At 60.6% G+C, this 23,787-nt stretch carries 24 protein-coding genes; 16 read left to right on the top strand and 8 right to left on the bottom strand.

What is annotated here, in order from left to right; genetic code table 11:
* Positions 1 to 371 precede the first annotated feature (371 nt).
* The 11 genes from ruvC to queE all read left to right on the top strand — a co-directional run bounded on the left by ruvC (position 372) and on the right by queE (position 8,900).
* Positions 372 to 890 carry a crossover junction endodeoxyribonuclease RuvC gene (gene ruvC, locus ACURWW_RS16305; protein ID WP_445617972.1) on the top strand — a complete coding sequence of 173 codons (519 nt, stop codon included), beginning with the start codon at positions 372 to 374 and terminating at the stop codon, positions 888 to 890.
* 84 nt (positions 891 to 974) lie between these two features.
* Positions 975 to 1,604, top strand: a complete 630-nt coding sequence (gene ruvA / locus ACURWW_RS16300) for a Holliday junction branch migration protein RuvA (protein WP_445617971.1) — start codon at positions 975 to 977, stop codon at positions 1,602 to 1,604.
* A 308-nt stretch (positions 1,605 to 1,912) separates the two neighbouring features.
* A complete protein-coding gene (gene ruvB, locus ACURWW_RS16295) occupies positions 1,913 to 2,965 on the top strand; it encodes a Holliday junction branch migration DNA helicase RuvB (protein ID WP_445617970.1) in 1,053 nt (350 codons plus the stop codon).
* A gap of 43 nt (positions 2,966 to 3,008) precedes the next feature.
* Positions 3,009 to 3,419: a YbgC/FadM family acyl-CoA thioesterase gene (locus ACURWW_RS16290; protein WP_445617969.1), complete on the top strand. Its 411-nt coding sequence runs from the start codon at positions 3,009 to 3,011 to the stop codon at positions 3,417 to 3,419.
* Between the two features lie 132 nt (positions 3,420 to 3,551).
* On the top strand, positions 3,552 to 4,244 hold the full coding sequence (gene tolQ / locus ACURWW_RS16285; protein WP_445617968.1) for a protein TolQ: 693 nt from the start codon (positions 3,552 to 3,554) through the stop codon (positions 4,242 to 4,244).
* Positions 4,245 to 4,267: 23 nt separating this feature from the next.
* The gene (gene tolR, locus ACURWW_RS16280) at positions 4,268 to 4,684 is read left to right on the top strand and encodes a protein TolR (protein WP_445617973.1); all 417 of its coding nucleotides are present in this window, start codon (positions 4,268 to 4,270) and stop codon (positions 4,682 to 4,684) included.
* Complete coding sequence (tolA, locus tag ACURWW_RS16275) at positions 4,684 to 5,457, top strand: cell envelope integrity protein TolA (RefSeq protein WP_445617967.1); 774 nt, start codon at positions 4,684 to 4,686, stop codon at positions 5,455 to 5,457. Before tolR ends, tolA begins: the two co-directional genes overlap by 1 nt.
* A complete protein-coding gene (gene tolB, locus ACURWW_RS16270) occupies positions 5,454 to 6,746 on the top strand; it encodes a Tol-Pal system beta propeller repeat protein TolB (protein WP_445617966.1) in 1,293 nt (430 codons plus the stop codon). Before tolA ends, tolB begins: the two co-directional genes overlap by 4 nt.
* A 151-nt stretch (positions 6,747 to 6,897) precedes the next feature.
* Positions 6,898 to 7,308, top strand: coding sequence for a peptidoglycan-associated lipoprotein Pal (pal, locus tag ACURWW_RS16265; protein WP_445617965.1), 411 nt, complete (start codon positions 6,898 to 6,900; stop codon positions 7,306 to 7,308).
* A 30-nt stretch (positions 7,309 to 7,338) separates the two neighbouring features.
* Positions 7,339 to 8,148, top strand: coding sequence for a tol-pal system protein YbgF (ybgF, locus tag ACURWW_RS16260; protein WP_445617964.1), 810 nt, complete (start codon positions 7,339 to 7,341; stop codon positions 8,146 to 8,148).
* Between the two features lie 101 nt (positions 8,149 to 8,249).
* Positions 8,250 to 8,900, top strand: a complete 651-nt coding sequence (gene queE / locus ACURWW_RS16255) for a 7-carboxy-7-deazaguanine synthase QueE (RefSeq protein ID WP_445617963.1) — start codon at positions 8,250 to 8,252, stop codon at positions 8,898 to 8,900.
* Positions 8,901 to 9,030: 130 nt separating this feature from the next.
* Here the strand turns inward: queE and ACURWW_RS16250 are convergent, their stop codons facing one another.
* Together ACURWW_RS16250 and ACURWW_RS16245 are read right to left on the bottom strand one after the other, a co-directional pair.
* Positions 9,031 to 12,156 carry an efflux RND transporter permease subunit gene (locus ACURWW_RS16250; protein WP_445617962.1) on the bottom strand — a complete coding sequence of 1,042 codons (3,126 nt, stop codon included), beginning with the start codon at positions 12,154 to 12,156 and terminating at the stop codon, positions 9,031 to 9,033.
* A gap of 5 nt (positions 12,157 to 12,161) precedes the next feature.
* Positions 12,162 to 13,277: an efflux RND transporter periplasmic adaptor subunit gene (locus ACURWW_RS16245; protein WP_445617961.1), complete on the bottom strand. Its 1,116-nt coding sequence runs from the start codon at positions 13,275 to 13,277 to the stop codon at positions 12,162 to 12,164.
* 293 nt (positions 13,278 to 13,570) lie between these two features.
* Here ACURWW_RS16245 and ACURWW_RS16240 point away from each other — a divergent pair, with 293 nt between their 5' ends.
* Positions 13,571 to 13,918 (top strand): DUF1428 domain-containing protein, encoded by a 348-nt coding sequence (locus ACURWW_RS16240; protein WP_445617960.1) that lies wholly within the window; start codon positions 13,571 to 13,573, stop codon positions 13,916 to 13,918.
* Positions 13,919 to 14,048: 130 nt separating this feature from the next.
* Here the strand turns inward: ACURWW_RS16240 and ACURWW_RS16235 are convergent, their stop codons facing one another.
* From ACURWW_RS16235 to ACURWW_RS16225, 3 genes are all read right to left on the bottom strand, one after another.
* A complete protein-coding gene (locus tag ACURWW_RS16235) occupies positions 14,049 to 15,179 on the bottom strand; it encodes an OmpA family protein (protein ID WP_445617959.1) in 1,131 nt (376 codons plus the stop codon).
* Between the two features lie 463 nt (positions 15,180 to 15,642).
* On the bottom strand, positions 15,643 to 16,695 hold the full coding sequence (locus ACURWW_RS16230; protein WP_445617958.1) for a lipid A deacylase LpxR family protein: 1,053 nt from the start codon (positions 16,693 to 16,695) through the stop codon (positions 15,643 to 15,645).
* Between the two features lie 494 nt (positions 16,696 to 17,189).
* Entirely contained in the window at positions 17,190 to 17,786 is a 597-nt protein-coding gene (locus ACURWW_RS16225; RefSeq protein WP_458618515.1) for a TetR/AcrR family transcriptional regulator, read from the bottom strand.
* Between the two features lie 300 nt (positions 17,787 to 18,086).
* Between ACURWW_RS16225 and ACURWW_RS16220 the strand changes: the two genes are divergently transcribed.
* Together ACURWW_RS16220 and ACURWW_RS16215 are read left to right on the top strand one after the other, a co-directional pair.
* Positions 18,087 to 18,509 carry a VOC family protein gene (locus ACURWW_RS16220; protein ID WP_445617956.1) on the top strand — a complete coding sequence of 141 codons (423 nt, stop codon included), beginning with the start codon at positions 18,087 to 18,089 and terminating at the stop codon, positions 18,507 to 18,509.
* The gene (locus tag ACURWW_RS16215; RefSeq protein WP_445617955.1) at positions 18,502 to 19,206 is read left to right on the top strand and encodes a helix-turn-helix transcriptional regulator; all 705 of its coding nucleotides are present in this window, start codon (positions 18,502 to 18,504) and stop codon (positions 19,204 to 19,206) included. Before ACURWW_RS16220 ends, ACURWW_RS16215 begins: the two co-directional genes overlap by 8 nt.
* Before the next feature lie 11 nt (positions 19,207 to 19,217).
* Here ACURWW_RS16215 and ACURWW_RS16210 read toward each other — a convergent pair whose 3' ends face one another.
* Positions 19,218 to 19,811: an exopolysaccharide biosynthesis protein gene (locus tag ACURWW_RS16210; RefSeq protein ID WP_445617954.1), complete on the bottom strand. Its 594-nt coding sequence runs from the start codon at positions 19,809 to 19,811 to the stop codon at positions 19,218 to 19,220.
* A gap of 115 nt (positions 19,812 to 19,926) precedes the next feature.
* Here ACURWW_RS16210 and ACURWW_RS16205 point away from each other — a divergent pair, with 115 nt between their 5' ends.
* Together ACURWW_RS16205 and ACURWW_RS16200 are read left to right on the top strand one after the other, a co-directional pair.
* On the top strand, positions 19,927 to 21,258 hold the full coding sequence (locus tag ACURWW_RS16205) for an NTP/NDP exchange transporter (protein ID WP_445617953.1): 1,332 nt from the start codon (positions 19,927 to 19,929) through the stop codon (positions 21,256 to 21,258).
* A gap of 20 nt (positions 21,259 to 21,278) precedes the next feature.
* Positions 21,279 to 22,232, top strand: coding sequence for an aldo/keto reductase (locus ACURWW_RS16200; RefSeq protein ID WP_445617952.1), 954 nt, complete (start codon positions 21,279 to 21,281; stop codon positions 22,230 to 22,232).
* A gap of 30 nt (positions 22,233 to 22,262) precedes the next feature.
* Here the strand turns inward: ACURWW_RS16200 and ACURWW_RS16195 are convergent, their stop codons facing one another.
* Positions 22,263 to 23,108 (bottom strand): DNA ligase, encoded by an 846-nt coding sequence (locus tag ACURWW_RS16195; RefSeq protein WP_445617951.1) that lies wholly within the window; start codon positions 23,106 to 23,108, stop codon positions 22,263 to 22,265.
* A 125-nt stretch (positions 23,109 to 23,233) separates the two neighbouring features.
* The gene (locus ACURWW_RS16190; protein ID WP_445617950.1) at positions 23,234 to 23,770 is read right to left on the bottom strand and encodes an REP-associated tyrosine transposase; all 537 of its coding nucleotides are present in this window, start codon (positions 23,768 to 23,770) and stop codon (positions 23,234 to 23,236) included.
* Positions 23,771 to 23,787: the final 17 nt, after the last annotated feature.

Genomic DNA, 23,787 nt, shown 5'->3' with positions numbered 1-23,787 from the left:
TTGAAACACCAAACGGCATACGACCCGCATTGGGCAACATAGCCCGTTGCGGGAAGTTAGGGCAGATGGTATCTACGAACTGCCGCGGCCCTGTAGGTTGGGTTAGGCCGAAGGCCGTAACCCAACAAAGCCCACCAGGCCCGTGCCGGGTCAAAGACAAATGTTGGGTTACGCTCCGCTAACCCAACCTACGACCCCCCGCGGCCCCTGTAGGTTGGGTTAGGCCGAAGGCCGTAACCCAACATTGATAACCGGCTGCCCACTCCCGCAAGGTGGGCTCCGGATCGCGAGCCGCGGTCTCTCTTGCTGGCATTGAGCTGCCAATTACTGGATACTTGTCCACCTGCAGGCGATTAGCGACTGGAACTCCAATGTCCTTGATTCTGGGGATCGACCCGGGCTCCCGAAAAACCGGCTTTGGCATCATCAACAGCGTGGGCTCCCGCGCCCAATACGTGACCAGCGGAGTAATACGGATCCCCGAGGTTGCCCTGGCTGAACGCCTTCGCCTGATTTTTGACTCCATCAACGAAATCATTCACGAATATTGCCCCCAGGAGATGGCCATCGAACAGGTCTTCATGGCCAAAAGCGCCAGCTCTGCCCTCAAGCTGGGTCAGGCGCGCGGGGCGGCCATCGTTGCGGCAGCCAGCCAGGATCTGCCCGTGTCCGAGTACGAGGCCCGCAAGATCAAGCAGTCCGTGGTGGGAACCGGTTCAGCGGACAAGCTTCAGGTTCAGCACATGGTCAAACACCTGCTGAAACTCCCCGGCACGCCCCAGGAGGACGCAGCCGACGCTCTGGCTGTAGCCCTCTGTCACGCGAACACACAACAGCATCTGATAAAATTCGCGCACGCCCGCAGCTTCCGGCGCGGCAGGATTGTTTAGGGTTATCTGGATGCAGCCCCCTGAAATTGGCCCCGGAGCCAGCGGGGTTGGCGACGAGAGACTTTGTTCTATGGTTGGCGTTCTATGATTGGCAGATTGCGCGGTATTCTGGTCGAGAAACATCCTCCCGATCTTCTGCTGGACGTCAACGGCGTCTTCTACGAGGTGCAGGTGCCCATGACCAGCATTTATCGCCTCCCGGAAGTGGACACTGAAATCACGCTGCACACCCACTTCGCCGTCAATGAGACTGCCCAGCAGTTGTTCGGCTTCGCCGACAAGCGGGACCGGGAGCTGTTTCGGGCCCTGATTCGCGTGAACGGGGTCGGGCCAAAGCTGGGCTTGTCCATTCTGTCGGGTATGGAAGCGGATGATATCGTGCATCATGTGCGCGAAGACAATCCCGCGGCGCTGGTGAAAGTACCGGGTATTGGCAAAAAGACCGCAGAGCGGCTGATCATCGAATTACGGGATCGGCTCAAGGACTGGGGCGGCCAGCTTCCCGCCAGCGCCAAAACCGCAGTGGATGTTCCGGCCGCGCCGGCCGCTCCCGATGAGCGGGCCATCGTCGCCGAAGCCGAAAGTGCGCTGATTGCGCTGGGCTACAAACCCGCCCAGGCTGCGCAGATCGTGGTATCCGTACAGAAGGAACACCAGCTCGACCGCAGCGACGAGCTGATCCGCATGGCCCTGCGCAGCCTCGCCACCGCGTAGGTTGGGTTAGGCCGAGAGGCCGTAACCCAACAGTAAGCACGTCGCTCGTGCCGGACCCGGACAAATGTTGGGTTACGCTGCGCTAACCCAACCTACAGCGCGCGCCAGTTGCACCATCGTAGGTTGGGTTAGGCCGCCAGGCCGTAACCCAACGGTGAAGCACGACACTCGTGCCGGACCCGGACAAATGTTGGGTTACGCTGCGCTAACCCAACCTACGGCCCGCGACGATCGCACCATCGTAGGTTGGGTTAGGCCGTCAGGCCGTAACCCAACAGGCGCCCGAAACCTATAACCAGTGCCTTTTTATGATCGAAAAAGACCGCCTCATCGATGCCGTAGCCCGGCCTCAGGAAGACCAGCAGGATCGTGCCGTCCGGCCCAAGCGGCTGCAGGACTATATCGGGCAGCCGGCTGTAGCCGAGCAGATGGGCATCTTTATCGAGGCTGCCAAAAATCGCTCCGAAGCCCTCGATCACACCCTCATCTTTGGCCCGCCGGGCTTGGGTAAAACCACACTCGCCAACATTATTGCTGAGGAAATGGGGGTGGCCCTGAAAAGCACCTCGGGTCCCGTATTGGAAAAAGCGGGAGACCTGGCCGCACTGATGACCAACCTGGAGCCGGGCGATGTGCTGTTTATTGACGAGATTCACAGGCTCAGCCCCGTCGTCGAAGAGGTGATCTATCCGGCCATGGAGGATTTCCAACTCGACATCATGATTGGTGAAGGACCGGCCGCACGCTCCATCAAGCTGGACCTCCCTCCTTTCACCCTGGTGGGCGCCACCACCCGCGCGGGTCTGCTGACATCGCCCCTGCGGGACCGTTTCGGTATCGTCCAGCGGTTGGAGTTCTATAATGTGGCGGACCTGACCCATATCGTCAGCCGCTCGGCGCAATTGATGAAGATCACCATGGACGACCAGGGCGCGGCGGAAATTGCCCGGCGGTCCCGCGGCACCCCCCGGATCGCCAACCGGCTGCTGCGACGGGTGCGTGACTTTGCAGAGGTCAAAAGCGATGGCCATATTTCCGGTGAAGTCGCGGACCAGGCCCTGAACATGTTGAAGGTGGACAATCAGGGCTTCGATCACATGGACCGCCGCATGCTGCTCACCATGATTGAGAAGTTTGGCGGCGGACCCGTGGGGGTGGACAGCCTGGCGGCGGCCATCAGCGAAGAGCGCGATACCATCGAGGATGTGCTGGAGCCCTACCTCATCCAGCAGGGGTTTATCACCCGCACACCGCGCGGTCGCGTGGTGACTCAGTATGCCTACGACCATTTCGGCCTCAAGCAGGCGGAACGCGGTCAGCCCGCCGGGCCGGGGCAATCCGGCCTGTTTGATCAAACCTGACACACGCCGCATTGCTGGCCCGCAAAGGAGTCTAAAACCGGATATGGCGGAATTTTCCTTGCCTGTGAAAGTCTACATCGAGGATACCGACGCTGGAGGTATCGTCTACCATGCGAACTACCTCAAGTTTATGGAGCGCTCCCGCACCGAATTTATCACTCAACTCGGCTACGACAAGCCCGCGACTCTGGAGAATGGGCTATTATTGGTAGTTCATTCCATGAATATCGATTTTCTGCAGGCGGCCTGTCTGGGTCAGATGCTGGATTGTTCCACAGCGGTGCGAAAAGTTGCGCGCAGCTATGTGGAATTTGAACAGATTGTAAGTCACGCTGGTCGTGCCCTGTGCAGGGCGGATGTGAAAATTGCCTGCGTCAATCAAGCGGAGATGAAACCGGTTGCCATGCCCGCCGGTCTGCGCGAGGCGCTTTATTCGGCTCTGCCGTCCGGCTGAGGCGCTACGGAGAAATAATTTTAAAGGACCGGGAGCGCCGGCCTCCCCGTGCGCAAAAAACTGTGAGCACATCGTTTCGCCGCGTTGCGGCGAAGCGGAACTATTTGAATAAGATTGCGGATAACCAAATCTATGCCCCAAGCCACTGAAACCCTGTCCCTCTGGAGCCTCATCGCCAACGCTGGATTGTTGGTGCAGCTAGTAATGTTGCTATTGCTCGCCGCATCCGTCGTGTCGTGGATGATGATCGTGCAACGGGGCGTGTACCAGAAAACCGCGCACCGGTCCTTCCTCGCGTTTGAGAAGGAGTTCTGGTCTGGCGTGGATCTCAATCAGCTCTTTCGCCAGGGCAATGCCAAGGGCAGGACTGAAGGAGTCGAGAACATATTTCGCGCAGGCTTCAAGGAGTTCACCCGTCTGCGGCAAAAGGGCAACGTGGATGCGGCTGCGGTGATGCAGGGCACCGAGCGTGCAATGCGCGTTGCGCTTCGCCGGGAAGAGGAAAAACTCGAAACCAACCTGCCGTTCCTTGCCAGCGTCGCATCCGTGAGCCCCTATGTGGGCCTGTTCGGCACCGTGTGGGGCATCATGAACTCCTTCCGCGGCCTGGCGACCGTTCACCAGGCCACACTGTCGGCGGTGGCTCCCGGCATTTCCGAAGCACTGATTGCAACGGCCATGGGCCTGTTCGCTGCGATTCCGGCGGTGGTTTTCTACAATCGCTATTCAGCACGGGCCGAAACCCTGGTGACCTATTACGAAACCTTCGCTGAAGAGTTTTCCTCGATTCTGCACCGCCAGGTGCATACCAAGTCCACAGACTAAAGCGGCCATAATTCATGTCCCAGATGCGCAAAGCCAAACGCAAGCCCATGGCCGAGATCAATGTGGTCCCCTACATTGATGTGATGCTGGTGCTGCTGGTGATCTTCATGGTGACCGCGCCCCTGATCATGCAGGGGGTCCAGGTGGATCTTCCGCAGGCGCCCTCCGCACCCATCGATGAAGAGAAGGACGAGCCGCTGATCGTGTCCATCAAGGCGGACGGCAGTTACTACCTGAAGCTGGGCGAAGCCCCGGAAGCGGCCAAACCGCTGGCCGAAATCAAGGAAACTGTGACCAAGGTGCTGCGCCAGCAGCCCGACACCCCCGTCCTGGTCTGGGGCGATACCAAGGTGCCCTACGGCGCGGTGGTGGCCATGATGACCGAACTGCAAAATGCCGGCGCCGGGTCCGTCGGCCTGGTGACCGAGCCTCCGAGCTGATGAGAGTATCTCGCACATCATCCACATCCTATGCAGTGCCGGCAGTGATCAGTGTGGCCCTGCATGGAGTGTTGCTCGCCTTCGTCATATGGGGCTGGGAAGCCAGTTCCGATGAAAAGCGCACAACCGTACCCCGTTATATCGAAGCGAAAATCGTTCAGATGGAAGCGGCTGCGCCCAAGGCTGCGCCGCCCAAGCCCGAGCCCAAGACCATCGACGTAGCCGCCCGCCGCGAAGAGGCGGAACGGCAGCGACGGGAAGAGGAGGCACGGCGCCGCGCGGAACAGCAGCGCAGGCAGAAAGCTGAAGAGGCCCGGAAGGCCAAGGAACGGGAGGAGCGTCTCGCCCGGGAAAAAGCGGAGCGGGAGCGCCAGGCCGAAGAGCAGCGTCAGGCTGAACGCCAGCGCATGCAGGAAGCACTCGAGAACGAACTGGAGGAGGAGCGCTCGCTGCTGCAGGCGCAGGAGAATGCCGCCATCGCCCAGAGTTACTCCGCGCTGATCAACGACCGGGTGGAGCGCAACTGGAGCCGGCCGCCTTCCGCACGCAACGGCATGCAAGCCGAACTGAGCATCCAGCTGGTGCCCACCGGCCGCGTGGTGAATGTGACCGTTACCAAAAGCAGTGGCAACAGCGCTTTCGACCTTTCCGCCGAGCGAGCTGTATGGAAGGCGGAGCAGTTTCCCGAGTTGCAGCAGGTTCCCAGTACAGTATTCGAAGAACACTTTCGCCAATTCACTTTGAGATTCAACCCGCAGGACCTACGCCAATGAGACGAATGATCATCGCCCTGGCTTTTCTTCTGGTCAGCAGCGCAGTGCGCGCAGAACTGGTTATCGAGATTACATCCGGGGTGGACAATCCTACCCCCATAGCAATTGTGCAGACCGGCTGGAGCGGCGGCAGTGCCTTGCCGGAGGATGTAGCCGAGGTGGTCATGGCGGACCTGCGCCGCAGCGGCCAGTTCCGGCCGATTCCCCACGGAGACATGCTGTCTTCGCCATCCCGCGCCTCAGAGGTTTATTACCGGGATTGGCGGATTCTCAAAGCCGAGTATCTGGTGATCAGCAACCTCACCACCAACGCCTCAGGTGGCTATCACCTGGAGTTCGAGATGTTCGATGTATTCAACGAACGCAAGATGCTCGATCTGGCGGTAGATGGCGGGCCGGAACAGCTCCGGGATCTTGCTCATTACATGAGCGATCAGATCTATGAGCGCATCACCGGCATTCGCGGCATTTTTTCTACCAGCATTGCTTATGTAGAGGAGATCGACAACGTATATCGCCTGATGATGGCGGACGCGGACGGTGCACGTCCGCGCCTGTTGAAAGAATCGCGGCCGGGTGAGCCCTTACTTTCACCTTCGTGGTCGCCGGACGGTCGTTATCTGGCCTATGTCTCCTTCGAGACAACTCGTCCTGCTATTTATATACAGGAAGTTGCTACCGGTGAGCGTCGACAAGTGACCGATTTCAAAGGTCTCAACGGCGCTCCCGCATGGTCGCCGGACAGTCAAAAACTTGCTTTGACCTTGTCGAAGGATGGCAACCCGGAAATTTATACACTCGACATCAACACCCGTGAATTGCGAAGGGTTACAAACCATTACGCGATTGATCACGAGCCCAGTTGGACGGCGGATGGAAAAGCAATCCTTTTCACTTCAAATCGCGGCGCTAAGCCACAAATTTACCAAGTAACACTTGCCAGCGGACGTCCTGAACGCTTAACCTTCGTTGGTCCATACAACGCGAAGCCAGTAGTTTCGCCGGATGGCAGCGGTTTTGTGTTCATCCATCGGGATGAGCGGGGCAATGATCACATTGCACTTCAGGAGTTCGAGACCGGTAACATTCGCGTGCTCACACAGACGCAGGTCGGCCTTGATGAATCACCGACAGTTGCTCCCAATGGGGCCATGCTGATGTATGCCACAAAAAACCGTCAGGGCAAGGGAATCCTGGCCGCGGTCTCCATGGATGCGGCTACAGCATTCGATCTGCCCTCCAAGCAGGGCGACGTCAGGGAGCCTGCCTGGTCTCCATTTAGAGACTAAGCCTTTGAAATTTGGGTAGTTTTTATTTATTGTTCTACGTTTAAATCACTTGTGGGAGTAAGAAATGGTCAATAATTCGTTAAAACAACTATTGGGCTTGGCCTGTATCCTGACACTGATGGTCGGTTGTGCCTCCACGTCTGAACAAGACATGGTCGAGGAAACTGCACCGCAGGATCAGGGCGCTGTTGGCGCTGCCGACGAAAGCAGTGTAACTCCGACAGAGCCGGAGGAAGAGGTCGAGCTGGACCGCGTTTTCTACTTCGACTTTGATTCATCCGTATTGAAGCCGGAAGCCCGTGCCGCGCTGACTGCTCACGCTGAGCGCTTCAAGAACAACTCCGAAGCCGTCCGCCTGGAAGGTCACGCTGACGAACGCGGCAGCCGCGAGTACAATATGGCCCTGGGTGAGCGTCGTGCAAACGCTGTTGCTGACTTCCTGGTCCTGCAGGGTGTGCCCCGCTCGCGAATTGAAACCGTAAGCTACGGTGAAGAGCGCCCCGCCCGTCTGGGTAGCGGTGAATCCGTCTGGGAAATGAACCGACGGGTAGAGCTCGACTAACCTGGCTTCCACAGGGTAGCGATCACTACGATGAGAAGCACCATAACCACCGCCGCCGCCTTGGCGGCGGTGTTTTTCGTTCCAGATTCCAGCCTTGCCCGGGGCCTTCAGGTCGCCCAGGTGGAGGTCATTGAATCATCTCCCATCATCCGCGCGATCGGCCAGTCCCGCAACGGCAACACCGCTGCAGCCCAGAATGGGCAGGACGACCAGAGCCTGCAGGCCGAACTCTATTATCAGGTCCAGAGGCTCCAGGAAGAGGTTCAAGCCCTCCGTGGGCAGGTCGAGGAGCAGACCTACGAAATCCAGCGGCTCAAGCAGCAGCGCATGGACGACTACATGGATCTGGACCGGCGGATCAGCGAACTGAGCCAGGGCGGCGCGGCCGGCAATCGCGGCAACGGTTCACCATCCAACGGGTCCCGCGGGTCCAACCGGGACACAGCGACGGCAGCCATTCCCGCCGACGAATTCGCCAGCTACAGCGCCGCTGTTGATCTGGCGACCAAGCAGCAGGAATTCGACCGGGCCATCGTCGCTCTCAATGAACACCTCGCCCAGTACCCGGACGGTCGCTACGCAGCCAATGCCCACTATTGGCTCGGGCAGATTTACTTCGTCCAGGGCAAGATGGAAGAGGCGCGGCAGTCCTTTGGCCAAGTAGTGGAGGATTATCCCGACCACAACAAGGCGCCCGAGGCTCGCTACAAACTGGGTCAGGTGTACTTCCGTCTCGGCGACAAGACCCAAGCCAAAGCCCTGCTGGAAGAAGTGGCTGCAGGGGGCAGCGACTCCGCGCCCTTGGCAAAAAACTTCCTGCGTCAGAACTTTTCCAACTAGCAGCACGGTTGCACACCGATAATCCCGGCGCCGCAATCGCGGCCCCCGGGATGCCTCCACCTCCCGGACCATCCATCCTGTCTTTCGAGCGGTTCCATTCCATGTCCGATATGACCTTGCGCATCACCGAAGTCTTTTACTCGCTGCAGGGGGAGTCGCGGACCGTCGGCCTGCCGACTGTATTTGTTCGCCTCACCGGCTGCCCTTTGCGTTGCGGCTACTGCGACACGGAGTATGCCTTTCACGGTGGAAAGGTCCAGTCTGTCGACTCGATCCTGGAAAAGGTTGCCGCTTTCAATCCGCTCTATGTCTGCGTCACTGGCGGAGAGCCCCTTGCTCAGCCCAATTGCATCCCGCTGTTGGAGGCGCTGTGCAACATCGGCTATCAGGTTTCACTGGAAACCAGTGGAGCCATGCCAGTGGACAAAGTGGATGTGAGAGTGAGCAAAGTCCTGGACATCAAAACGCCGGGCTCGGGAGAAGTGAATCGCAACCTCTACGACAACATTCCGTTGCTGACGCAGAACGATCAGGTAAAGTTCGTGATCTGTAATCGGGAAGACTACGAATGGGCGCGCTTCAAACTGGAAGAGTTGCGACTTCTCGAGCGCACCGGGGAGGTGTTGTTCTCCCCCAGCTTTGAACAGCTGGCGGGTCGGGATCTGGCGGAGTGGATCATCGCTGACAACCTGCCGGTGCGCTTCCAACTGCAGCAGCACAAGCTCCTGTGGGGCGACCAACCCGGCCATTGATTGCTGCCGCCATTCGCTGGCTTTCGTCTCAATCTGGTGTGTGCGGGGTTGCTTCCGCCATCTGAAACCTCGGATAAATTCTCCTGACTCGCTTGGGCTTTTTCGAAGGCCACTCAGATTCTCAACGCGATCAATGTTGCGTTTTCCGCTCCAGAGTAAAAACCGTAAGAGCAGGCAACATGGTGAGTGCGACCAGAGTTGCGCCGATGATTCCTGCCATCACGATCGCTCCGACCCCGCGGTACAGTTCACTTCCAGCGCCGGGCAGAAACACCAGCGGAGCGATGCCGAAGATGGTGGTTATGGATGAAATAGCCACTGGCCGTAGGCGCGACTCCACGGCCTCGCAGACGGCCTGGACCGCGGGCAGACCCTCCTCTTTGAAGTTGCTGATCGCCCGATGCACGATCAGGATCGGGTTGTTCACGACCGTTCCCATCAGAATCAGAAAGCCCAGCATGGAGATCATGTCAAAGGGCTGGTGGAAACCGCCCCAACCCAATTGCTCGCTGACCCATCCCGTCAGATTGAGAACCGCGAGCCCGGCGAGCCCGCCGGCGATGCCGAAGGGGATGGTGGTCATGATCAGCAGGGGATAGCCCCAGTGGGAGAAGATGGCCACCATCAACAAGTAGATAATGATGAGAGCCACCAGATAGTTGCTGCCGAGTGATTCGCGGGTCGCATCCAGCTGGTCGGCGGCTCCGGAGATACTCAGGTTCACACCCGCAGGGACTTCGCCGCGCGCTTGCAAGTACTCCACAAGATCGCGCCTGACGGTTTCCACCCCGGTTTCCAGAGCCACCGAACGGGGAGGGATGATGTACAAGGTCACGGTACGCCGGCCATCGACGCGCCGCACGGTGCTGGTGTCCACTGTTTCCACCGCTTCGGCCAACTCGGAAAGTGGAATGACCTGGCCCGTAGGCGTAAACACGGCAATCTGCGCAAGTGTTTCCAGATTCGCATTGGTACCGCTCTGGTTATAGAGATAGATATCAATCTTGTCATCTTCCAGAAAGAACTCGTCCACAAACGCCCCGTCCGTCAAGGCCGCCACCGCAAAACCGATGTCGGCGGCGCTCATGCCCACCTCGGCGGCACGGCGCCAATGGGGGCGGATCTGCAGGAGGGGTTGCGCGAGGGAGAGGCTCGGGGGTTCGGTCTGGATGCGCGGTTCTTCAAAGATCTCCTGGGCCCGGTTGTAGGCGGCCTGGGCAACGGCATAAAGCGCGGCAAGGTTCGGCCCGGAGATATCCAGGTTCACGCTTCGGGTGCCGCCGTCGTTGCTGCTGATGATGGAGCCGCGGGATGCGAACGCACGCATCCCCGGGTATTGTTCGTACCGTTCGACCAGCGCATCCATCAGCGCATCCACCTGAGCGGGATCCTTCGGTTCGGTAATGATGCGCAGGCTGTCCGTTGCCACCTGCATGTTGACGTAGCGCATGGCGGGAACATCGGCCCGGCCTTCGGCGAAGGCCTCCGGCTGTTCCCGCGTGAACGGCAGGAAATAATTCTGAACCTCCTGCCCGATTTCCCACATGGTGCCGAGGTTGTAGCCGGGCGGCGCGTTCATGCTGGCGAAGACCTTGGCTTCCTCCCCTTCCGGAAGGTACTCGGCCGGCGGCGTCAGCAAAACAACAATCAGTCCGCTGGTCAGCACGATACCGCCGATAACGCTCAGACGCCTCGCGCGAGTCTGAATCAGCCAGCGCACACCGGCGAGCACCCTCTCGCGCACCATGCCCCCGGCGTTTACAGTGGCGCCCTGGAAATTCAAGCGAGCGCTCGCGGTGGGAATAACCGTAATCGCCACCAGCAGTGATACCAGAATGGACGCCGAGATTGCGATCGCCACATCCGAATAAAGCTGTCCCGCTTCTTCCTCGATAAAGGCGATGGGCAGGAAGACCATCACGGTGGTCAGCGTGGAGGCCAGCACCGCTGGCCAGATTTTCTGCACGCCGGCGATCGCGGCCCGTAGCTTGTTCAGGCCCCGTTGCCGTTCCAGTTCGATGCTTTCCAGAACCACGATGCTGTTGTCCAGCGTCATGCCGATTGCGAAGGCGACGCCGGCAAGGGAGATCACATTGATAGTGCGGCCCGCGACCAGCAAGCCCAGAAAGGCGGCAATGGTGCAGATCGGAATGCCGATCACGCCAAGTGCCGTGGCCTTTAGCGAGCGCAGGAAGAGGTACATGATCGCCGTGGCGAGCAGTGCGCCGATGATCAGGTTCTTCCATACATTAACCACCGAGTCCTGAACGTACACCACATCGTCGGCCGTCAGTCCCAGCCGCATACCCCTGGGTTCCAGCAATTCGGCATTGATGCGTGCCACTTCCTGCATCATGGCGTCCTTGATCCGGATGACATTGGAGCCGCTTTCCCGCCGCACGGACAGGCTCACAACGGGCTGGCCGTCGATGAGCGACCGATCACGGATCTTGAAGTGGTCCAGTTCCACCCGCGCTAGATCACGCAGGTGAATCAGACTGTCCCCGCGCCGGGTAACGATCAGCTCGCGAATGGCTTCGATATCCTCAAAGCGGCCAACGGTCCGTAACAGGTAGCGCCGTTTGCCGCTGTCCACCTCGCCGCCCGATACGTCGCGATTGCGCCCGGTGATCGCGTCCCGCACATCGGCCACGCTCAGATTAAGGGCTGCCAGACGCTCCGGATCCAGCCGGATCTGAATCTGCCGTTCCGCGCCGCCGCGAACATCCACCTGAGCCACACCCGGAACGCCGGACATGCGCGGGCGCACCGAGTCCTCCACAAAATCGCGCATCATGTCCATGTCCAGACCCTGCGGATTATCGGGCAGGGGCGCCACGTAGAAATACATGAAGGCATTGGCGGAAAAGGAGGTCGCCACCACGCGGGGTTCGTCCACGTTTTCCGGGTAGGACGGCACCTGGGTGAGGGCGTTATTGACCCGGATGAGTGTTTCGGTGATGTCGATTCCGAAGGGAAACTCGAGCTCGATGCGGGCCTGGCCCATCTCGGCGGTGGAGGTCAGTTCCTCCAGGTAGGGGATGTTGCGCAGGTATTCTTCCTGCTCGATCAGGATTTCCTTCTCCACATCCTGGGGGGTCGCGCCGGGCCAGCTCGTGCGGATGCTGATGGTGCGCACCTCCAGATCGGGAATCATCTGCACGGGAATGCGCAGTGCCGCAAGAACCCCGAGAACGGCAATGATCAGCACGCTTACCGTGACGAGGATGCCATTGCGAACGATGGCTTCGAACATGCCGGTTACTCGCTGCTGTCGTTGACGATTTGTACCGGTTGCCCCTCGCGCAGGGCTTCGTTCCCGCGCACAATGACTTCATGGCCGGGCTCCAGCCCGCGGGTGATCTCCACCTGATTGCCGAAACCGAGGCCCGGCGCCACCCGTTGCTCCCGTGCAGTGGCCCGGCCCGTTCGCCGGTTCACATCCGTAACCACCCATACGCTGACCCGGCCGTCCGGGTAGCGCAGGAGCGCATCCCTGGGCACGGTCAGCCCCTGGCGTCTTAGGGACAGTTGCAGCAGGGCGTCCGCCGACATTCCCGGAATCAGAAGGGGATTGGGGTTTGCGCCCAACAGCGCCCGCAGCAGGAAGGTGCGCGCCTCGCTGTTGCTGAGGGGCACTTTGCGATCCACCCGCGCGCTGTAGGTCTGTTCGGGATAGGCTTCAAAGCGCACTTGCAAGGGAGTGGATTCGTCCACCTGCGGGTAGAAGCGTTGGGGCACCTGAAAGTCGAGGCGGAGTTGGTCTGTTGCCAGCAGCTCGACCAATTCTGCCCCGGGCGACATCCATTCACCCAGGTCCGCTAGCTTGCGGCTAACGGTGCCGTTGAAGGGCGCACGAATCCAGTGGCGTTCCAACTCCGCCTGGGCGCGCCTTAGCTCCGCCTGGGCGGCTCGTTGCTCTGCCTCGCCGACCCGCAGTTGCGATTCGAGACCGCGCAGCTCGCTTGCGGGAAAGTTGTTATTGGCCGCTAGCGTGCGGGCCTCCTCCACCTGCCGGCGAAGGTCCGCCACCGTTTCGCGACGCTGGGCGACCGCCGCTTCCGCGGCGTCCAGCGCAATGCGGCTCAGCTCCGGGTCCAGCTCCACCAGTATGTCGCCCGTTGCCACCGGGTCTCCCTCATCCACATGTACGGCACTGATAAGCCCTTCGACTTCGGTGGACAGAACCGCGTGACGGGGTGAGGATACAGTGCCGGTCAGGGGCACCTCGCGAATCAGTTCCGCCGCTCTGACCTCATGGGTCTGCACCCGAATCGCGCCCTGGGCGAATGCATCGGCACCCGCGAGGGCACCCAGCACCAGAGCGCCGAGGGCAAGCAGCCGGGAAAACCAGAGTGAGGAAAGGCAAGTTCGCATACCAAGACGACAGCCAAACACGGCTTGCGGTTCGCCCGGGCCGCAATCCGGTGGCGCAACCGCGGCCTTTTGGCGCGAGACACCGACGGGGCTCGCGATAACGTCCTTTCTCCAACCCAGTGCCGATGCCCGGCCGCGCGGTAAGCTCTTTTTGCCCTTCTTGTCGATTCATTGGGGTTGCGTACGACTCATACCCGGGGCCTGCGTTGCCGCTGGCCCGCGCGGCCGGCTCGGGGAGCGAATGAGGGTGTGCTCCCGACCGGTCTCCAATTCTGACCAGAGAGGAAAGAGAGATGAGTTATATCGACGGTTTTGTAATCCCCGTACCCGCGGACAACAAGGAAGCCTATCGCAAGCACGCGGCCCTGGCGGCTGAAATGTTCAAGGAGTTCGGCGCGCTGGAGATCAGAGAATGCTGGGGGGACGACGTTCCCGAAGGGCAACTCACCTCCATGCCCATCGCGGTCCAGCTTCAACCGGGCGAGGTGGTGGCATTCGGCTGGATCGTCTGGCCCGACCGCAAAACCCGGGACGAAGGGATGGGCAAGATGATGGAAGACCCGCGAATGGCCGACAACCCCATGCCCTTCGACGGCAAGCGCATGATCTACGGTGGGTTCGAGACCCTGCTTACTGCCTGAAGCCCTGACGGTCTCTACCGATGCCATGTTGGGTTACGCTTCGCTAACCCAACCTACAGGGAGAGTACAGCCGTAGGTTGGGTTAGGCCGAAGGCCGTAACCCAACACCGCAAACGCGCGCTGCGCTGGGTCACTCGGTGGCCGGTCGCTCCACCCGGGTGCTGATTTCCGCTACCACCCGGCGGTTGGCTTCGTGGGCGTCGGCACTGTTGCCCTCCATCAGCGGGCGATCTTCGCCATAGCCGATGGCACGCACCCGGTTCTCCTCAACACCCATTGCGCCCACCAACACGTCACGCACGGCGTCCGCCCGGCGCTGGGACAACTGGCGGTTGTAGTTGGCATCGCCACGAGTATCAGAGTGGCCTTCGATAACCGCCTGGGTATTGTCGTACTGTTCCAGGAACTCGGCCACCCGGCGAATCTCGGGATAATAATCCGGCTTAACCTCTGCGCTGGCGGTATCGAAGAGGACTTCCAACTCGATGGAGACGGTCTCCTCCAGCATCACCGGGCAGCCTTCCGCGTCCACCTTCAGGCCAGCCCGCGTGCGGGGGCATTGATCGTCCGCGTCGGCAACCCCGTCACCATCGCTGTCCCGCGGACAGCCGCTGCGGTCCACCGGCACGCCGGACGGTGTATCGAGACAGCGATCCGATTCGTCCGGCACTCCGTCGCCATCGCTGTCAGTTTGCACGGGAGCGCTCGGTGCGGGTTCCGGGGTCGGCTGGCGGGTTGGCGCGGCGCGGGCGGTGCCGCCGAAGACGTAAGAAATACCCAGAGTGACGGCGTACAGATTGTCCGAACCTTCATCCGTGTGAAACCAGCGCGCGTCGCTGCGCAGGCGCCAGTTGTCACTCAGGTCATACTTGACGCCGACACCAAGGGTGGACGCCAGTGTATCGCTATCGAAGCGGCCCGCGTCGAATTCCAACTCGCCGATGCCCAGCATCAGGAAGGGCTTGAGTTGTTCGCGTTCATTGAAGTGATAGAGCCCGTTCAGCTGCCAGTGCTCGGCATCCACCTCGCGACCGCTGCGGGAAAGTTCCGTTTCCACTTCGCTGTAAGTGATTTCAAGGCCCCAGGGGTTGTTGAAGCGGTAGCCATAACCCACGCCGAGCCCCACATCGTCGTCCAGGTCAATGTCGTCAAAAAAATAGTAGGGCACGTTGAGCTGCAGTTCCGATTCGGCGTAAATCGGGGCGGCTGCAGACAACGCGACACCCGCCGCGAGCCAGACAAGGGAATTGAAGCGTGGCATTGTACCTCCTTGTAAATGCAGGACCGACGGCGCCGCGCCGCCAGCCTCGGGTCCAGTCCATTCAAACAAGCGGTTTTCATGCCCACCGGGCGGGGCCTGCACGCACCGCGCGAGTAGGTTGAGTTAGCGCAGCGTAACCCAACAACCCATGAATCCCGAGCCGAACGTCCACGTCCGGCCGAACAGTGAGTAGGTTGGGTTAGCGCAGCGTAACCCAACAAGCGCGGGCGAACCTTCAGTAGAGTCATAGGCCTGCCTTGCGAACCCATCGTCAATGTAAGGCCGAACATGACCGTCGAAAAAGATTCTCTCAGTGAGTAGGTTGGGTTAGCGCAGCGTAACCCAACAACCGCCCGCAAACCTTCACTCGAGTTAAAGGCTAAACTCGCGAAGGGAATGTCCATGTAAGGCCGAACAGGCCGTCGAAAAAGAGTTTCTCAGCAGCCTGTCAGCACCCAATTCGTCAAAAGGATTTCGAAACAATGATGCCACCCCAGACGAGGCCGCGATCTCCCTCGCCATCGCGGATTTCCGAAGAGTGCCCGCGCAGCCAGTAGCTCACCCGCAGGCCGCCGTCGAATGCCATGGTGTAGCCCAGCCAGCCCTCCACCAGGAGGTGGTGAAGCTGGTCGCTGTCGAAACTGACGTCGCTCTCCCGGAACTGGCCCTGCAGGAAGACGTTATAGGCGCGCGCCTTCAAGGCCACTCCGCCCCACAGGTAATGTTCCGTCACCCGGCCGGAGCTCGAAAATGGGCTGGAGCGCTCGCCATAGGCAGCCAGCTCCGGGTCGAAGGACCACCAGCTTGAACGGATCCGCCCGCGGCGAAAGCTGACCCCGACACTGGCTTCGGTAATGTAGCCCACCGATACCTGCCCGGTGGTTTTGAGCTCTCCGCCCGCTCCCTGTAACCAGGATTTCTGGTAAGCCAGTGAATACTTGGCGGTGAGTTCGCCACCGTCACTGATCTGGTGATCCCAGCCAAGGGCTTCGTTGCTGCCGGTAAAGTCATGGGCGCGGTTCTGACTGCTGCCCACCAGGTCCAGCCCCAGCACGCCCACGCTCAGGCTCGAGGTCCAGCTTTCCCCGCGCGCGGGGTCCACCTGCTCACGGACGCTCTGCAGATAAATCAGGCTGGCGTACGGACGGTCGTCGACGATGGGTTCGGCGATATCGATGTCATCGGGGGTAAACCCGTAAAACCCGAACTCCAGACTGTGGTTTTCCTCCGGCTGGTCGGGCAGCAGCCACCGATCCACCGGCTCCTGGAGCCGGTAAGGGCTGAGCGCGAAATCGGCTGCCCGCGGACCGGTATAGGTGAGGTTCAGGCCAAAGGTGTAGTCCTTGTCCCGGTTGCCGCCCGCGAGAACGTCATTCTCGAAAGCGATGCTCCAGACACCGCGGTCGTTGGGCGGGCCAGTGCGCTTTTCGCGCTCCAGGTCTGGGTTCTCCGCCCGTACGCCTCCGGCCGAGCCCAGCAGAAGGAGGAGAATGGAAATTGCAACTCGCTTGTTCATCGTCATTCCTTGGATAAAAAAGCTGACCGGTCGTCTTGTTTTTTCGCCGAGTCGTCCGGGTCAGCGCAGGGGCGCTCGGCGGGGTTTCGGGGATTTCGGGCGGCGTGGTTCGGCGCCCGGCAGCGGGATGTTGGGTTACGCTTCGCTAACCCAACCTACAAAACCACCCGGGCGGGTAGGTTGGGTTAGGCCGCAGGCCGTAACCCAACAAGGGTTCCGAACGCAGCAGCGGGATGTTGGGTTACGCTTCGCTAACCCAACCTACAAAACCATCCGGGTGGGTAGGTTGGGTTAGGCCGCCGGCCGTAACCCAACAAAGGTTCCGAACGCAGCAGCGGGATGTTGGGTTACGCTTCGCTAACCCAACCTACAAAACCATCCGGGTGTGTAGGTTGGGTTAGGCCACCGGCCGTAACCCAACAAAGGTTCCGAACGCAGCAGCGGGATGTTGGGTTACGCCGCAGGCCGTAACCCAACAGGGATCCCGCGTGCCCTCAGGACTCCATGGCCTCCACAGGCGCATAGCGGCCCAGCATCCAGCGCAACTGGCTGACGAAGGCGTCCAGCGGCTCACGGGACTTGGAGGCCTTCATTCGCATCATCGCCCCTTCCCAGGCGTTGAACAGAAACTCGGCGAGTGTCCGCGTGTCCGTATCGGCCGCCAACTGGCCCTGGGTCAGAGCCTCGCTGAGCACTTCTTCCACCGCACGTGTGTGTTGCTGCAAGGCGCGCCGCAAGGTGTTCCGAATCAGGTCGCTGCTGTCGGCCATCTCCTGACACATATTGCCCAGGAAGCAGCCCATCCGAAAATCACACTGGCAGCAGTCCTCGACCTGGCAGGTGAAAAACTCCACCAACCGCTCCAGGGGCGGGCGGCTGCGGTCGCCCAGCATGCCGCGCACCGCCTGTAATTCCGCGGACGAAGTCTGTTCGATTGCCGCAACTGCAAACGCTTCCTTGCTCTCGAAGTAATTGTAAAAGGAGCCCTTGGGTACCCCGGCGGCTTCCACAATGTCCTTCACACTGGTGCCGTTGTAGCCCTGGGCCTTCATTACGCCCAGCCCGGCCCCCAGAATATGCTGCTTTTTCAAGTCACCTTTGCTCATGAGAGTGAATATATGACCGGTCGACTTGCATTTCAATCCTTCCGCATAGGCTGGTTTTGCATAAGGTCATAGCCACCAAGAATTGCATGGTATGAGCCTCGTCCGTGAGCGCCGCTTAACTGGCCCGTGTCGCTCCAGGGGCGGCCCCGACCGCAATCCCCGTCGCTCCCGTGCAGTTTGCCTGCAACCTCCTGACAGCAACTGACAGGAGAGGCGGTTAGAGTTTGCTTGCGCTCCGGCGGAACCGCCGCGGCTAACTTTCACCAACCGTACAAGGAACTGTTCATGGCATCACAACCCCTTAATCCATCCATCATCAATCATCTGTCGATTGGTACCAACAACATGGCCCAGGCCTGCACTTTCTACGACAAGGTTCTGGGGGTGCTCGGCGTCGGGCGAGTGCTCGACTTCTACCCGGAAGCAGTGGCCTATGGCCGCGAATTCCCGGAGTTCTGGGTGGGGCCGCCCCACGACGGGGAGAAGGCGACGGTCGGCAACGGTGTACACTTCGCGTTCGATGTGCGCAGCGAGGATGAGGTCCATGCCTTCTATCAGGCGGCTCTGGACGCCGGAGCCAAATCCGAAGGAGAGCCGGGGCCGCGCCCCGAATACACCTCGGCCTACTATGGCTGTTTCCTTCGGGACCCGGATGGGAACAAAATAGAAGCCGTATTCTGGGATCCGTCAAAGAGGACTGATGATTAAAGCAGAACGGCTGATGCGCCTGCTCACCTTGCTGCGGGCGCGACGGAAAGTAATTACGGCGCGCACTCTCGCGGAGCACCTGGAGGTGTCCGAGCGCACCGTCTACCGGGACATCCAATCCCTGGTTGTGTCGGGGGTCCCCGTGGAGGGGGAGGCGGGCGTGGGCTATCGCCTGCAGCCCGGCGCCTCCCTCCCGCCCCTGATGTTCGACCGGGAGGAGATGGAAGCCTTGCTGCTCGGTGCGCGCATGGTGCAGGGTTGGGCGGATGACGAGCTGTCCCGGGCCGCCGAGTCGGTTTTGGAGAAAATCCGCTCGGTGCTCCCCGACCGCATGGTTCATGATCAGAATCTGCAAAAGGCCACTTTGCTGGTGCCTGATATGCACCGAAAGGACAAGGTCCGTTTTGCCGCAAGATTGCGAAAGGCCATCAAGGGCAGCACCATCGTACGCCTGGATTACCGCGACGAAGGAGGCGAGCAGTCGCAGCGGGAGGTCCACCCGCTCGCCCTGCTGTACTGGGGCAGCGCCTGGACCCTGCTGGCCTGGTGCCTTCTGCGCGACGACCACCGCTTGTTCCGCCTTGATCGGATAATCAACCTCAAGGAACTCGATCGGCAGTTCCAGTCCCTTCCTCATCAGACTCTCGAATCCTACATACGGCAGTATCAGCCGGATTTCGACGGTCTGGCTTTTTAAGGCGCACGGCTCTAAACCAGTTGCGCGATGATCAGCCAGGCGATGCCGCCGGTGAATGCGAAGGCGATCACCGCCAGTATTCCGTCCCGCGCGATCATTGCCAGGCCAAAGGCAGTCAAGGCCGCGCCTGCAAGGTTGGCGCTGAAGGGAACCACTTCCATCACCGGCATGGCCATAGCGATGCACAGGCACATAAGGGCGATGACATAGTGCATGACACCACTGGTCAGGGCTTGCAACCGGGGCCGCAGCAGGCGGTCGATGAAGCGGGCGGGGCGGCGCATCCAACCCCGCGCCTTGGTGAGTTTCTCCTCGGCGATGGAGCGCTTGAGAAGGAACTGCGGCAACCAGAAATGCTGCTGGCCAAACAGCAATTGGATGGCCACCAGAAACACGAACACACCCACCAGAGTTGGCACCCCGGGGATGTCGCCCACCACTGGCGCCAGCGTCACCAGACCGGCCAGCAACAGGATCGGTCCGAACGAGCGGGTGCCCACCTCGTCCATCACCGCGTCCCAGGACACTTCTCCGTGCTCGGCCGAAGCTTCGCCAATGCGATCGAGTAGTTCTTCCAGGTTGGTCACTTCCCCGCCTTGGGACATGATGAGCCTCTGCTTGACGAGAAAAACGATGTGCAGAAGGGGACTGACGGGAGCGGGGCGAGTTCCGGCGCGGCTGTGCTAGGATTGCGCCAGTGTCCTGCCACAGGAGCCGGCCGTGATCAAAACGTGGGGTGACAGACTCGGCGCATTGGCGAACGTACGCCGCGAAGAATGGTTGCCCGTTCTGCTCGCCGCGCTTTACTTCTTTTGCGTGCTCACTGCCCTGATGGTAGTGCGTCCCGCACGGGACGCCCTGGGCATGCAGCAGGGTATCGAGAGCCTCCGCTGGATCTTCTTCGGCACCGCCCTGATCACCCTGTTGGTAAATCCGGTGTTCGGCTGGCTGGTAAGCCGGTTGCGCCGCATGACCTTCATCAGCGCCACCTACGGCTTTTTTGCCACCAGCTTCCTGCTGTTCTACGGCCTGCTGGTGTTCGCCCCCGACGCGGTGGGGGAGCGCAGTGGCCAGGTATTCTACGTCTGGTTCAGTGTGTTCAACCTGTTCTCCACCATGGTGTTCTGGGCCCTGATGGCGGACTGCTTCAGCCTCGAACAAAGCAAGCGCTTCTTTGCATTGATCGCCGTGGGTGGAACCTGCGGCGCCATCGCCGGGCCCTGGCTGGCAACAATGCTGGCTCAACCTCTGGGTACCGCCAACCTGCTCCTGATCGCCGTGCTGTTCCTGATGCTGGCCCTGGCCTGCGCCTGGATGTTGACCCGTCGCCAGTTGCGCGGCGGCAGCAAGGCCATGTTGCGCGTGGACAACACGGCCATCGGCGGCAGCCCCTGGGCCGGCTTGCGGGCGGTAATTCAATCCCGTTACCTGCTGGGGATATCCGCCTACGTCATTATCCTTACCATCATGGCCACCTTCATCTACTTTACCCGTCTGCAGATGGTGGCCGCGCTGGGCGAGGACGTGGACATGCGCACCGCAGTCTTCGCGCGCATCGACCTGCTTACCCAGGTTGCCACTTTACTGTTGCAGGCGGTGGTGGCCGGGCGCGTCATGAAGCGGCTGGGGGTGGCGGCGACCCTGGCGCTATTGCCGCTGACCGTGGCACTGGGTTTTATCGGGCTGGCCATTGTCGGGTCCCTGGTGGCGCTGGTGGTGTTCGAAGCCAGTTTCCGCGCCGTGCAGCGCGCTCTTACCCGGCCCGCGCGGGAAACTCTGTTTACCGTTGTGGGTCGTGAAGAAAAGTACAAAGCCAAAGCGTTCATCGACACCTTTGTGTACCGCACCGGTGATATTGTGGGTGCGCAGACCGAAGGGGTGTTAAGCCGCACCGCGCTCGGACTCTCGGCGCTGACCGCGGTGGCACTCCCGCTCGCCCTGGCGTGGGCCCTGCTCGGGTTCTGGCTGGGGCGACAACAGGCGCGGATGCGGGATGCGGACTGTCGCGCCGCCAACGGCCACGGCCGCGAATCCACGGGCACGATCGGATAAACAAAACCGGGAGAATAACCATGGTAAGCCGACGTACACTTCTCAGCCTCGCCCTCAAAGCTGCCGGCGCCACGGCATTAGCGCCGTATCTTTCCTTTGCGCAGGAGAGTTCATCGCCCCTCATCACCCGGGCCATCCCCTCCACGGGCGAACAGTTGCCCGTCATCGGCCTCGGCAGTTCCGCCACGTTCTCGCAGGTGGCGCGCAGCGAAGACAAAAGCGCCCTGAAGGAAGTGCTCGCCGCTCTGGTGGAACAGGGCGGTCGTGTGTTCGACACAGCTCCTTCCTACGGCGCATCGGAAGAGGTGGCGGGAGAGATGGCTGAGGAGCTGGACATCACCAATGACATTTTCTGGGCCACCAAACTCAATGTTGCGCCCCGCGGTGGCGGCAAGGCGGACCCCGACGAAGCGCGCGCGCAACTGGACCGCTCCTTCGCACGCATCAAAAAGCCGGTGATCGACTTGATTCAGGTTCACAACCTGGGCGATCCCGATGTGCAACTGGGTTTGCTCAAGGATCTCAAGGAACAGGAAAAACTGCGCTACATCGGGGTGACCACCACCTTTCCCCGCCAGTACGAGCAGCTGATCTCCATCATGAAAAATGAGCCCCTGGATTTCATCGGGATTGACTACGCCATCGACAACCGTGAGGTGGAGGAGACCATCCTCCCCCTGGCCCAGGAGCAGAAGATCGGTGTGCTTGTTTACGCGCCTTTCGGTCGTACCCGGTTGTGGCAACGGGTTAACGGCCGCGAGGTGCCGGAGTGGGCGGGGGAATTCGGCGCCCGAAGCTGGGCCCAGTTCTTCCTGAAGTTCATCCTTGCTCATCCCGCCGTCACGGCCATTACGCCCGCCACCAGCAAGGAGCGCCACATGGTGGACAACATGGGCGCGGCCCGGGGCGCGCTGCCCGATGCCGAGGCCCGGGAGCGAATGATCGAACTGGTAGAGAGTCTGCCCGAGGTTTGAGCCAATCCCGGCAGAAAGCGGGGCGGTTTACTATTCTTCCGGGCGAACCCGAAGAAAGCGCGCAAACCGCGGCAGGCCGGTGGAGGTCAGACCGTTGTAGCGGTAGGTCACCAGGGTGCCCAGCGGCGGCGGGTCCGCCCGTTGGGCATCACTGAGGCCACTGCCCAGGCGGAAGCGTTGTCCCTTCCCGTTCACCACCTCCAGAGCGCCCACCATGCCCGCATACTTGCCCTTGCCCTCCGTGTAACCCACCACCCGGGCCTCTGCGTCCTGATAGGGTTTGTATTTGAGCAGCCTTTCGCTACGGCCGGAGCGGTATAGTGACTCGCGGTGATGCAACATGAGCCCTTCGCCACCCGCGTCGACAATTTTTGCGAGGCGCGCATCCAGCACCTCCGCGCTCTCCACCCGAAACTGTTCAACCGCTCGCAGCCAGGGAACCTTTGCGTCTTCCAATAACGAGTTCATTGCCTGGAGGCGCTGGTCGAAGGTGCCCGGGTGCTCCGGCAGATCAAAGACCATGAAGTGAATCCGCTTCCAGTCTTTGTTGTCGGCTCGACTGCTACGGACAATTCCGCTCACCTCCTCGAAGGATTCACGGCCAATCCACAATTCACCGTCCATGGTTACCGCCGGCCAATCCTCCGTGAACCAGCCTGGTGCGGCAATCACATGGCCACCCCGGGACCAGAGGGTAGTCCCGTCCCAGCGCCCACGCACCCCGTCGAGTTTTTCACTGACCCAATACCCCGAAACATCATCCTCGCCCTCGTACACCGTAGCGAGCATCAAGTTTGGCGCTTGTGTTTGGGACAGCGTCCCATGTGCAAAGATAGTCCAGAAAATCAGTGCAGTCGTTCGAAGAAGACGCTGCATCGTATGCCTCCATTCTTATGTGTTCCGTCCGTGATCATCGATGTTGGGTTACGGCCTTCGGCCTAACCCAACCTACAAATGCCGGCCTCCGTGTAGGTTGGGTTAGCGAAGCGTAACCCAACAAGTCATTCACCCCCGACCCCGCGCAGCTCTACTTCAGCTCCACCCCAATCAAGCGGATACATCCCCCGCTGCACAAAACGATGGAAGGTCGAATAAGGCCAATCCTTCACCGCCTCGACGAGGCCATGCTTGACGGGGTTATAGTGCAGGTAATCCCGATGCGCGCGCAGGTCCTCCTCGCTCATTAGCGTGTGTTCCCAATAGCGGCGTTGCCATATGGCGCGCTCCCGTCGTGCAACCCGGTTGGAGGAAACGCGAGAGTGAAGCCGGGAATCACAGCTCCGCGTAAATGCCGTTTTGATCAGCCGCCAGCGGGTCGCATAATCGGAATCCCCCGCAGGCAAGGTCCAGATGCTGTGGAGGTGGTCGGGGAGGATAACAATCGCATCAAGGGTGAATGGGAATCTCGCCATAACCCGGCGAAACGCCCATCGTAAAACTTCGACGGAATCCCATCGCGTGAGGACCGGCCTTCGCTCGTAAGTAACCGTAGTAAAAAAGTAGGAGCCACCCGGCGTAAAATTGCGGCGGTATTCCATCGTCCGTGTTCCCTCCC

The sequence above is a fragment of the Gilvimarinus sp. F26214L genome (assembly GCF_054401055.1).
This window is presented reverse-complemented; position numbering and strand designations above follow the sequence as displayed.